At 75.4% G+C, this 11,633-nt stretch carries 9 protein-coding genes; 2 read left to right on the top strand and 7 right to left on the bottom strand.

Annotation, left to right across the window (positions count from 1 at the left end; all coding sequences use genetic code 11):
• Positions 1 to 705 precede the first annotated feature (705 nt).
• Positions 706 to 1,452 carry a GntR family transcriptional regulator gene (locus tag ACYVPE_RS32150; RefSeq protein WP_461037302.1) on the bottom strand — a complete coding sequence of 249 codons (747 nt, stop codon included), beginning with the start codon at positions 1,450 to 1,452 and terminating at the stop codon, positions 706 to 708.
• A gap of 198 nt (positions 1,453 to 1,650) precedes the next feature.
• Here ACYVPE_RS32150 and ACYVPE_RS32145 point away from each other — a divergent pair, with 198 nt between their 5' ends.
• Together ACYVPE_RS32145 and ACYVPE_RS32140 are read left to right on the top strand one after the other, a co-directional pair.
• On the top strand, positions 1,651 to 2,502 hold the full coding sequence (locus ACYVPE_RS32145; protein ID WP_461037301.1) for a (2Fe-2S)-binding protein: 852 nt from the start codon (positions 1,651 to 1,653) through the stop codon (positions 2,500 to 2,502).
• A 180-nt stretch (positions 2,503 to 2,682) separates the two neighbouring features.
• Positions 2,683 to 3,660 carry a DUF2637 domain-containing protein gene (locus tag ACYVPE_RS32140; protein ID WP_461037300.1) on the top strand — a complete coding sequence of 326 codons (978 nt, stop codon included), beginning with the start codon at positions 2,683 to 2,685 and terminating at the stop codon, positions 3,658 to 3,660.
• Positions 3,661 to 3,767: 107 nt separating this feature from the next.
• Here the strand turns inward: ACYVPE_RS32140 and ACYVPE_RS32135 are convergent, their stop codons facing one another.
• From ACYVPE_RS32135 to ACYVPE_RS32110, 6 genes are all read right to left on the bottom strand, one after another.
• A complete protein-coding gene (locus tag ACYVPE_RS32135; protein WP_461037299.1) occupies positions 3,768 to 4,289 on the bottom strand; it encodes a methylated-DNA--[protein]-cysteine S-methyltransferase in 522 nt (173 codons plus the stop codon).
• Positions 4,290 to 4,291: 2 nt separating this feature from the next.
• Positions 4,292 to 5,782: an AlkA N-terminal domain-containing protein gene (locus ACYVPE_RS32130; RefSeq protein ID WP_461037304.1), complete on the bottom strand. Its 1,491-nt coding sequence runs from the start codon at positions 5,780 to 5,782 to the stop codon at positions 4,292 to 4,294.
• 96 nt (positions 5,783 to 5,878) lie between these two features.
• A complete protein-coding gene (locus ACYVPE_RS32125; protein ID WP_461037298.1) occupies positions 5,879 to 6,343 on the bottom strand; it encodes a PPOX class F420-dependent oxidoreductase in 465 nt (154 codons plus the stop codon).
• An 80-nt stretch (positions 6,344 to 6,423) separates the two neighbouring features.
• Positions 6,424 to 8,823 (bottom strand): endopeptidase La, encoded by a 2,400-nt coding sequence (lon, locus tag ACYVPE_RS32120; protein ID WP_461037297.1) that lies wholly within the window; start codon positions 8,821 to 8,823, stop codon positions 6,424 to 6,426.
• A gap of 109 nt (positions 8,824 to 8,932) precedes the next feature.
• On the bottom strand, positions 8,933 to 9,853 hold the full coding sequence (locus ACYVPE_RS32115) for an aminoglycoside phosphotransferase family protein (protein ID WP_461037296.1): 921 nt from the start codon (positions 9,851 to 9,853) through the stop codon (positions 8,933 to 8,935).
• An 813-nt stretch (positions 9,854 to 10,666) separates the two neighbouring features.
• Positions 10,667 to 11,488 carry a helix-turn-helix domain-containing protein gene (locus ACYVPE_RS32110; protein WP_461037295.1) on the bottom strand — a complete coding sequence of 274 codons (822 nt, stop codon included), beginning with the start codon at positions 11,486 to 11,488 and terminating at the stop codon, positions 10,667 to 10,669.
• Positions 11,489 to 11,633 lie beyond the last annotated feature (145 nt).

Here is an 11,633-nt window from a genome sequence, read left to right as displayed (position 1 = left end):
GGCGCGGCCGCGCCGCACCACCGGGCGGCGACGCCGCGTCCCGGCTGCCGGGCCGCACGGCCCGAGTCGCCTCGGGCGGACCCGCCGGCAGACGGATGGGCGGTCTCGCCCGTGCCAGGGCGCAGACGGCCACAGCCGGCCAACCGCCCCCCGGCAGGAACCCCGCCGGCAGCCGGGCAACGTGCCAGGGCACTGGCGGCGCAATCCGCCGACTGCCCTCCGGGCAGGGGCCCTACGGGCCACGGGGCGGCAACACTCGGCCCGGCCTACCGGCACCGACACCCCGCGCAAGCGGACCACCGGGCCCCGGCAGGAAACCCCGCCGACAGGCGGAACCCCACCGCGCCACCACCGGCGGGGCCGCGCAGGCCGCGGAGCGGCAACGCCCGGCCCGGGCCGCCGGCACCGACACCCCGCACCACCAGGCTCCGGCAGGGGACCCCGCCGACAGGCGGGAACCTCACAGGCTGCGGGATTGCCCGCACCGGCAACCCGGTGCAACCGGGGAGACGCAAGCCCCATCGGGCCCCTGGCACGGGACCCCGCCGGCAGGCGGCACCGCACCGCGCGGCGCCGGCGGCAGCCGGCCAACGAGCCCCCGGCGAGGGGGCCCACCGGGCGGCCACGCCCGGACCCGCGCGGCGGCGCCGGGAACGTACCCGCCGCCAGGCGGGAACCGGCGTCGTGGTCAGGCCGTACCGCAGGTCACCGGTAGCCGTGTTCCGGGCGGTCGGTGTCGAGGCCGAGGTGGGTCGTGGCGAGGTGTTCGACCGTCGTGAGGTCGCCCGCGCGGAGCGCGTCGAGCAGGGCGGTGTGCTCCAGCGCGTCGGCCAGCAGTTCGGCCGGGCCCGGGCGCGTGCCCTGGGCGGCGGGGGTCTGGGACTTGCGGTGCAGGTCCTCGGTGACGAGGACCAACTGCCGGTTGCCGGTGAGCCGCAGCAGCGCCCGGTGGAAGCCGCGGTCCGCCTCGGCGTAGGCGGCCCGGTCGCCGACCGAGGCGGCGGTCACGGTGGCCTCGGCCAGCGGGTTGAGCTCGTCCCACCGCTCAGGCGTCACGCTCCTGGCCAGCCGCAGGATCGCCGGCACCTCGAGCGCCGCCCGCACCTCGGCCAGTTCGGCCGCGTCCCGCGCGCTGTGCCCGGCCACCCGGAAGCCCCGGTTGGGGACGGTCTCCACCGCGCCCTCGCTGACCAGCCGCTGCATCGCCTCCCGCACCGGGGTCGGCGAGGTGCCGTACCGTTCGGCGAGCGCCGGCGCCGAGTACGTCTCGCCCGGCTCCAACTCGCCGGTGGCGAGCGCGTCGCGCAGCGCGGCCAGCACCTGGGCCCGCACCGAGTGCCGTTCCGGCAGCGAACGCGGGCGGACGGGCAGCGGTGGGCGGGCCCTGGTCTCCTCCCGCGCCGCCGGCCGCTCGGCGGCCACGTACCGGGAGTCGGCTCGGGCAGGCTCCATCCTGGGCTCCATCGTGCGCTCCGTCCGCTCCTGCCTGGCGTTCCCCCGGCGGGCTCTCTCGGCGGGGTCTCTTTCCCACCGATGTCCCCACCAATGTCCCCACCTGACAGGACCCTAGGCCGAGTTGGCGTCACAACAAACCCCCGCGAGGCATCGGGTAAGGTAAGGCTTACCTGCTCGAACAAGATCGGTGACCCCATGACCGTGCCCGCGTTCGCCTCCGCCACGCACTCGACGACGGCCGCCGCCACGCCGCTCACCCCGGCCTTCGCCCGGATCGGCGAGGCGATGCCGACGCTCCAGATCGTCGAGGAGGAGCCGACCGGCGGCGCCGGCTGGGTGCTGGGCAGCGAGCTGGCCGCCGGCGGCGCGGCCTTCGAGGCGTTCCTGGCCAGGGACGAGCGGCAGATCCTGGAGACCTACGGGCAGCCGGGCCGCCCCGACGTGGTCGCCGCCTTCGCGCTGCACCGCTACGCCTGGCCGGCGGCCGCGCTGTTCGTCGTCCCCTACTTCCTGCTGCGCCGGGTGCCGATGCTGGCGCCCGAGGACGTGGCGTTCCAGCGGGACGAGGGCCGGCTCGCGGTCCGCACCGGCGTCTTCAGCTGCCTGCCGGACGACCCCGCCGCCGGCGACCCGGCGGCCCGGGTGGTGCCGGACGAGGAGGCGCTGCGCGCCGCGGTCCGCGAGGCGACGGCCGCGCACCTCGACCCGATCCTGACCACCTTCGGGCCGCGGATGCGGCGCAGGCGGCGCGCCCTGTGGGGCGTCGCCACCGACGAGATGGTCGAGGCACTGTGGTACCTGGGGCACCAGTTCGGCGAGGAGGAGCGCGCCATCGAGGAGGCCGGGCTGCTGCTGCCCGGATCCACCGCCCCCTACTCGGGCGGCGCCTCGTTCCGCGAGCTGACCGGGCCGGCCGGCGAGGCCCTCACCACCAGGGACCGGGCGAGCTGCTGCATGTTCTACACGCTGCGCCCGCAGGACACCTGCGTCACCTGCCCCCGCACCTGTGACGAGGAGCGGGTCACGCGCCTGGCTCCAAGCAGGTAACAGATTGCGTATCAGGGAACGCAAGTTTCCCTGGATTACCACCCGTTGGTGGGATTCTGCCCGAAATCAGGGTGACAGGGCCTCCGGTAGCATCAGGATGCTCCGCAGCGGCTCACATCGGCACCACGAATTCAGCACACGCACGGCGCAATCAGCACACCCAGGCGAGGGGCCCCCTATATGACGGAAATAGAGACAAGCTGGGTAGTGGCGGCCGCGGTTCTCCTCAGCGGCGCCCTGTTCGCGGTGTTCCTGCTGACCAGGGGCAAGAGGCCGGCCGGCGAGCACGCCGACCAGGGCGACTCCTGGGAGCGGCTCGAAGCCCAACGCAAGCGCCGCGAGCGGGCCTACGCCATCCTCTCCTACACGCTGCTGTTCTGCTGCGCCGGCGTCGCGGCCGCCCTGTCGTTCCAGGGTCTGGTCGGCTTCGGCCGGGAGAACCTGGCGCTGTCGGGCGGTTGGGAGTACCTGGTGCCGTTCGGCCTCGACGGCGCGGCGATGTTCTGCGCGGTCGTCGCGGTGCGTGAGGCCAGCCACGGCGACTCCTCGATGGGCTCCCGGATGCTGGTCTGGCTGTTCGCCGGTGCCGCCGCCTGGTTCAACTGGGTGCACGCGCCGCGCGGCATCGACAACGCGGGCGCCCCGCAGTTCTTCGCCGGCATGTCGCTCTCCGCGGCCGTCCTCTTCGACCGGGCGCTCAAGCAGACCCGCCGGGCCGCGCTCCGCGAGCAGGGCCTGGTGCCGCGGCCGCTCCCGCAGATCCGCTTCGTCCGCTGGCTGCGGGCGCCGCGCGAGACCTACGGCGCCTGGTCGCTGATGCTGCTGGAGAACGTGCGCACCCTCGACGAGGCGGTCGAGGAGGTCCGCGAGGACCGCAGGAACAAGGAGGAGACCCACAAGCGGCAGCGCGAGAAGCGGGCCCTGGAGCGGGCGCACATGAAGGCGCTGCGTCGGGTGGGCCGGGGCCGGCAGCCGCTGGAGGTCGCGGTCTCCCAGCAGTCGGGCGAGCCGGCGGCCCTGGAGTCGGGCGCCGCCAGCAAGCGGCGCGCGCTGCACGCGCCGGCCGACGACGCCTCGTCCGACCCGATCTCGACCGCGGCGCCCCGGCTCGACTCCCTGGAGGAGAAGCTGGCCCGCATAGAGCGGCAGTTCGGCTGAGCCGACCGCGCTCGCGATCTCTGCCCCGCCATGTCGGGGCCGGCGCCATCCCGCACCCCGCGAGGGGCGCGGGATGGCGCCCAGGCGGTTGAACCGCCTGGGCGCCATCAGCCGCGGCCGGCCCTGCTCCCCGTCCGGCCTTCCAGCGGAGCGTTGAGCGCACCCTCGAGCCTCAGGAGGGTGAGCTTGCGGTCCAGGCCGCCGGCGTATCCGGTGAGGGCGCCGTTGGCGCCGATGACCCGGTGGCAGGGGCGCACCACCATCAGCGGGTTGGCGCCCACGGCGCCGCCGACGGCGCGGACGGCGTTGGGCGACAGGCCGGCGAGCTCGGCGACCCGGCCGTAGCTGACGGTCTCCCCGTAGCCGATCCGGTCGAGCGCCGTCCACACCCGGCGCCTGAAGTCGGTGCCGGTGGGGGCGAGTTCGAGGTCGAACCCGGTGAGTTCGCCGGCGAAGTAGGCGTCGAACTGCTCGCGCGCTGCGGCGAAGGCGGCGTCGTCCCGCCGCCAGTCGGCGGCCACCGTGGCACCGCCCTTCTGTCCCGGCACGCTGACGGAGGCGACGGCGCCCGGGCGGGGGCCGGCGATCAGCAGCTCGCCGAGCGGGCTGGGGTGAGTCGTGTAACGCATGGTCAGTCCTCTCGGTCGGCCGGGGTCGACTCCCCGGCCCACAGGTGGTGGACGGCGTAGGAACGCCAGGGCCGCCAGTGCTCGGCGGTGGCCGGCTCGGCGCCGATCCGGCTCAGGCCGTGCCGGACGCCGGCGTCGCCCGTCAGGAAGACGTCGGGGTCGCCGAGCGCGCGCATCCGCACGTAGCCGGCGGTCCAGGGTCCGATGCCGCGCAGCGCGAGCAGGCCACGCTCGGCCTCCGCCCGGTCGGCGCCCGGGCACAGCACGAGGCTGCCGTCGGCGAGCGCGGCGGACACCGTCCTGATGGTGGCCCGGCGGGCCTCCGGCATGCCCAGCTCGGTGAGCGGGGCCTCGGCCAGGGTGCCGGGTTCCGGGAAGAGGTGGGTCAGCCCCTCGTGGGGGGCGGGCAGCGGCTTGCCGTAGGCGGCGACCAGCGTGCCGGCCAGGGCGCGGGCCGAGGCCACGGTGATCTGCTGGCCGAGCACGGCCCGCACCGCCAGCTCCTCCGGCTCGGCGGCGCCTGGCGAGCGCAGCCCGGGGCGGGCCCGCACCAGCGGGCCGAGCGCCGGGGCGGCGCCGAGCCGCTCGACGACGGCGTACGGGTCGGCGTCCAGGTCGAAGAGCCGCCGGGTCCGCTGCACGGCCGTGGTGAGGTCGCGCAGGTCGGTCAGGTAGAGGCGGCAGGGCAGCCAGCGGGCGGCGGCCCGGCCCGGGGTGGCCCGGCCCGGGGACTCGTCCACCTCGGCGACGCCGCTGCCGTGCGGCAGGGCGAGGGTGCGGCGGTAGGTGCGGGCGCCTGGCGGTCCGGTCAGCTCCTCGATGCCGGCGATGGCGCGCAGCCCGAGGAAGTCGAAGATCGCCCGCGCGTCGTAGGGGCCGCGGTAGGCGAGCCGCAGCGTGACGCCGCCCTTCGGGGCGCAGCCGCCGTCCTGGGCGCCCCGCTCGGCGCCGCGCAGGGCGGTCGGGGTGCGGTCGTAGGCGGTGCGGATGGTGTCGTTGAACTGCCGGACGCTGGCGAAGCCGGCCGCGAAGGCCACCTCGGTGATCGGCAGCGGCGTGGTCTGGAGCAGGATCCGCGCGGTGTGCGCGCGCTGCGCGCGGGCCAGCGCGACGGGGCCGGCGCCGAGCTCGGCGGTGAGCTGCCGCTGCACCTGGCGGGCGCTGTAGCCGAGCCGGTCGGCGAGGCCGGCGACGCCCTCCCGGTCCACCACGCCGTCGGCGATCATGCGCATGGCGCGGCCGACGGCGTCGCCCCTGGCGTTCCACTCCGCGGAGCCGGGCACCGTGTCGGGCCGGCAGCGCCGGCAGGCCCGGAACCCGGCCGCCTGCGAGGCGGCCGCCGAGGGGTAGAAGTGGACGTTCGCCCGCTTCGGGGTGGTCGCCGGGCAGCTTGGCCGGCAGTAGATGCCGGTGGTCAGCACGGCCGTGAAGAACACTCCGTCGAAGCGCTCGTCACGGCTGCGCATGGCCTCGTACCTGCTGTCATCGTCCATCACGCTCCCCAGTCTGCGTCGTCGCGAGGGACGGCGCTGGCGGGAATCGGACATGGACGTGCGGCCCGGGCGCGCCCAGGGCCCCGGGCCCGGCTCCTACGGGGCGAGGCGCGCGGGGAAGCCGCCGGTGGCGATCGGGCCCCAGCGCTTCGGGGTGATCCGGATGAGCGACTTGCCCTGGCGGACCATGGCGCTGCGGTACTCGGCCCAGTCGGGGTGGTCGCCCGCGATGTTCCGGTAGTACTCGACGAGCGGCTCCACGGCCTGCGGCACGTCGAGCACCTCGGCCGTGCCGTCGATCTGGACCCAGGGGCCGTCCCACTCGTCCGAGAGCACGACCACGCTCACCTCGGGGTCGCGGCGGACGTTGCGGACCTTGGCCCGCTCCGGGTAGGTGGCGATCACCAGGTGACCCGCGCCGTCGACGCCGACGGTCAGCGGCGACGCCTGCGGCGTGCCGTCGGACCTCCTGGTGAGCAGCAGCGCGCGGTGCCGGGGCCGCACGAAGTCGAGGAGCCGTCCCAGGTCGACGGTGGTGTTGGTGGCGATCGAAGGACTCATGGCGCAGCAGACTACGCTTCCCCGCGCCATGCCGAACGGCCGGTCCCGCACTGGGCGGGACCGGCCGGGTGACCTCGGGTTCAGGCGGCCACGGCCACCGTGGGAGCGGCTGCCGGGGACAGCGCCAGCTCCAGCACCTGGCGGACGTCGCTCACCGGGTGGACGTCGAGCGTGGCCAGGATCTCGGCCGGCACGTCGTCCAGGTCGGGCTCGTTCCGCCTGGGGATGATCACGGTGGTCAGCCCCGCGCGGTGGGCGGCGAGCAGCTTCTGCTTGACGCCGCCGATCGGCAGCACACGGCCGGTCAGCGACACCTCGCCGGTCATCGCCACGTCCGGCCTGACCTGGCGCCCGCTGAGCAGCGAGGCCAGCGCCGTGGTCATGGTGATGCCCGCGCTCGGCCCGTCCTTGGGCACCGCGCCCGCCGGCACGTGCAGGTGGATGCCGCGCTCCCGCAGGTCTCCGACCGGCAGCTCCAGTTCGGCGCCGCGCGACCGCAGGTAGGAGAGGGCGATCTGGCCGGACTCCTTCATCACGTCGCCCAGCTGGCCGGTGAGGGTCAGCCCCGAGCCGCCGGTCTCCGGGTCGGCGAGCGACGCCTCGATGTAGAGGACGTCCCCGCCGGCGCCGGTGACGGCGAGGCCGGTGGCCACGCCGGGCACCGCGGTGCGCCGCTCGGCCGGCTCCTGCGCGGACTCCGGCACGTGGTGCGGGCGCCCGATCAGCTCCCGGAGACCGCCCTCGGCGACGGTCACCGGCAGGGTGGCCTCGCCCAGCTCGACGCGGGCCGCGACCTTGCGGAGCAGCCGGGCGACGGTGCGCTCCAGGGCGCGGACGCCGGCCTCCCTGGTGTACTCGCCGGCCAGCCGGCGCAGCGCGCCCTCCTCGACGGTGACCTCGGTGGCGTCCATCCCGGCCCGCTCCAGCTGCCTCGGCACCAGGTGGTCGCGGGCGATCACGACCTTCTCGTCCTCCGTGTAGCCGTCGAGCCGCACCAGCTCCATGCGGTCGAGCAGCGGCTGCGGGATGGCCTCCAGCGCGTTGGCGGTGGCCAGGAAGACGACGTCGGACAGGTCGAGCTCGACCTCCAGGTAGTGGTCGCGGAAGGTGTGGTTCTGCGCCGGGTCGAGGACCTCGAGCAGCGCGGCCGAGGGGTCGCCCCGGTAGTCGCTGCCGACCTTGTCGATCTCGTCGAGCAGCACGACCGGGTTCATCGAGCCGGCCTCCTTGACGGCCCGGACGATCCGGCCTGGCAGGGCGCCGACGTAGGTGCGGCGGTGGCCCCTGATCTCGGCCTCGTCCCGGACGCCGCCGAGCGCGACGCGGACGAACTTCCGGCCCATGGCGCGGGCGACGGACTCGCCGAGCGACGTCTTGCCGACGCCGGGCGGCCCGACCAGCGCCAGCACGGCACCGCCGCGCCGGCCGCCGACCACGCCGAGGCCGCGGTCACCGCGCCGCTTGCGGACGGCCAGGTACTCGGTGATGCGCTCCTTGACGTCGTCAAGGCCCGCGTGGTCCTCGTCGAGCACGGCCTTGGCGCCGGCTATGTCGTAGGCGTCCTCGGTGCGGACGCTCCACGGCAGTTCGAGCACGGTGTCCAGCCAGGTGCGGATCCAGCTGCCCTCGGGGCTGGCGTCGGAGGCCCGCTCCAGCTTGTCGACCTCCTTGAGCGCCGCCTCGCGCACCCTCGAAGGCAGGTCGGCGGCCTCGACGCGGGCCCGGTAGTCGTCGCCCTCGTCGGCCGCGTCGCCGTTGAGCTCGGCCAGCTCCTTGCGGACGGCCTCCAGCTGGCGGCGCAGCAGGAACTCGCGCTGCTGCTTGTCCACGCCGTCCTGCACGTCCTTGGCGATGGACTCGGCGACCTCCTCCTCGGCCAGGTGGTCGCTGAGCCACTTGGTGGCGAGCTTCAGCCGCTCCACCGGATCGATGGTCTCCAGCAGGGTGCGCCGCTGCTCGGCGCTGAGGAACGGCGAGTAGCCGGCGTTGTCGGCCAGCGCGCCGACGTCCTCGATGCCCTGCACCCGGTCCACGACCTGCCACGCGCCGCGCTTCCGCAGCCAGCTGGTGGTCAGGGCCTTGTACTCCTTGGCCAGCTCGGCGACACCGCCGGGCAGCGGGTCGGGCGCGGCCTGCTCGACCACGGTGCCCTCCACCCACAGCGCGGCGCCAGGCCCGGTGGTCCCGGAACCGATCCTGACCCGCCGCAGGCCACGGACCAGCGCGCCGGGGTCGCCGTCGGCCAGCCGACCGACCTGTTCCACCCGGCCGAGCACGCCGATCCCGGCGTACGTCCCGTCCACCCGCGGCACCAGAAGCAGCCGCGGCTTCTCTCCCCGCACCGCGGCGGACTGCGCGGCCTCGACCGCGCCCCGCACCTCGGAGTCGGAGAGCTCCAGCGGCACCACCATCCCCGGCAGCACCACCTCGTCGTCCAGCGGCAGCACCGGCAGGGTGAGTTTGTCGAACGACAGAGTCATGACCTCTCCCTCGGCAAGCAAATTGAGCTATGCAGACTCAATGCGAGGGGCTCCGCCGTTGTTCCCGACCCCGCCGGCTGTTCGCCGAGAGCGATCCGGGCCTCGCGGCCTACCCGACCGCGCTCGCCGAGACGAGACGCCGCACCGCGGCCTGGGCGGGCGGGCCCCAGGTGGGCTTGCCGCCGGGCCGGCCGCGGACGCCGGCCTCCCCGATGAGGACGCCGCCCATGGCGCGCAGCAGCGCCCAGCCGCGGGCCCGGCGCAGGGTGGCGTCGTCCAGGGCCGGCCGGTACGCGGCGTGGAACCGGTCGATGGCGCCGTCCGGCAGCAGCGCCCAGCCGGCACCGAGGTCGCAGGCCGGATCGCCCGCGCAGAGGTCGCCGAAGTCGATCACGCCGCAGAGGGCGCCGTCCTCGGTGAGGACGTTGGCCGCGTGCAGGTCGGCGTGGAGCCACACCGGTGGGCCGGCCCAGGCGGGCGCGGCGACGGCGTCCTCCCAGACCGCGCGGACGGCCTCCGGGTCGGGGATCAGCCCGAACTCGGCGGCCGAGGCGAGCCCGTCGAGGAACCCCCCGGCGTGGTCGGCCAACCGGCCCCCACGGTCGCGACCGGCGGGCGCCCCCGCCGGGGCGGGCCGGTGCAGCGCAGTGAGGAACGCGGCCAGCGCGTCGGCCGCCTGCTCGCCACGGGTGGCCGGAGCGAGGTCGGCGGGCGTGCCTGGCACCCAGGTGGTGACGATCCAGGGGCGCGGAAACCGCTCCGACGGCTCGCCGAGGCGCTGCGGGACTGGCACCGGCAGCGGCAGCCCCGGGGCGAGGCCGGGCAGCCACGTGTACTCCTTGCGCACCAGCGCGTCCGCGGCCTCCGTCGCCCAGGGCACCCGGACGGCGAGATCCTCACCGAGCCGCCACAACTGGTTGTCCCACCCCCGCGCCCCAAGCCGCACGGGCCGATCGGCCAGGTCAGGATGCTGATCACGCAACAGATCCCGGAGCAGTTCCCCCGTGATCTCGATCTCGGTGAGCGCCATGCCACCCGACGATATCCCGGCCACCGCACGCGCCGAAGGCGCGCGCGGCCGCAGGCGGCCGGCCGCCGGGCAGGCCCCGCCTTCCGCGCGTCCCACGGCCTGCCGGTCCGCGCGGGACCGGGCCATCCGCGCCGAAGGCGCGGCGGCAGGCCGCCGCCGCAGGCAGTCAGCCCCCCCTCCGATCCGTCTCCAGGGGCATCCACACCGGCTACACCGCTCCACAGCCCGCCCACGCGGGCCGAGCCAAGGCCCCGCCGCAGGCGCGGCATCGGCCGGCACACCGGTCGCGGCTTCGCGGCGAAGCGGCGCCACGGCCGCCACGGGGCTGAGGTCGGTGGGACAGTGCCACGGCCACGTGGCCTACGGCGCAGCGCCGCCGGCCGGGCGATGGCTCCGCCGCAGGCGGCCAGCCCATCGACACGTTCGCGCAACCCCACCCGGGCCGCCACGGGCCCACCTGCGGCAGGGCCGGCTCGAGGGCCGTCCGCGCCGGAAGCGCGGCGGCAGGCCGCCGCAGGCGGTCAGCCCACCCGCCGATGCGCCTCCAGGGCAGCCGCACGGCTACACCGCTCCTCGGCCCGCCCGGAGGCCCGCCCGCGCGGGTCGCGCAGAGCCGCCGCCCGAGCCATGGCCCCGCCGAAGGCGGACCCGGCTCCGGGGCTGTCCACGCCGCAGGCGTGGTAGAAAGCCACCGCCGCAGGCGGCCGGGCTGCCCCACCGGCCGCGGCTTCGCCGCGAGACCGCTTCGCCGCGAAGCGGCGCCACGGCCGCCACGGGGCTGAGGTCGGTGGGACGACGCCACGGCCACGTGGCCTACGTCTCGTGGAGAACCCGCCGCAGGAAGCCGTCGGTCTGGGTGGGGGGTTCGGCCTGGAGGACCACGCGGTTCATGATGTGCCGGTAGGACTCGATCTCGGACGGCTTGTCGGGGTAGACGCCGCCGGTCAGCTGTTCCAGGTAGACGACGTCGGGGAGGTCGCCGCCCGGTGGGCGGAGGACCGTGACGGCGCCGCCGATCGCCGCGTGGCCGCCGGCGGCGAACGGCATGATCTGGATGGTGACGTGCGGCAGCGCGGCCATCTCCAGGAGGTGTTCGAGCTGGGCCCGCATCGCCCGGGGGCCGCCGAGCGGGCGCCGCAGAGCCGTCTCGTCGATGACCATCCAGACGTGCGGCGGCTGCTCCCGGTGGAGCACGCCCTGCCGGGCCATCCGGAGCTCGACCCGCCGCTCCAGCTGGTCGTCGAGCGGCTCGGGGGCGAGCCTGGTCACCGCCCGCGCGTAGTCCTCGGTCTGGAACAGGCCGGGGACGAACTGGAGTTCGTAGCCGCGGATCACCGTGGCCGCCTGTTCGAGGCCGAGGTAGACGTTGAGCCAGGCCGGCACCACGTCGTGGTAGACGTGCCACCACCCCGGCTGGGTGGACTGCCTGGCCAGTTCCAGCAGCATGGCGCGCTCGGCCTCGTCGGTGACGCCGTAGAGCGTCAGCAGGTCGAGCACGTCCCGTGTCTTGAAACCGGTCCTGCCCATCTCGAGGCGGCTGATCTTGGAGTGGGAGGCGCGGATTCTGCTGCCGGCCTGGCCACCCGTGATGCCGCGGGCCTCGCGCAGCTGCCGCAGCCTGCTGCCGAGGATCATTCGGGCCACGGTGGGGCCGGTCTGCCGGTAGTCGGGGACGACACGGGCTTTGCTTTCGCCAACGGTCTCTTCGTGGTCCACAACACCCATGCCGCTCCCATCCCAGTGGCCGCGAACGGCCAACTGTACTAGGTCCGGCCTCGAT

Source organism: Streptomyces mayteni (assembly GCF_054783955.1).
Note: the sequence above shows the minus strand (reverse complement) of the source record. Positions and strands in the feature narration are given on the sequence as shown.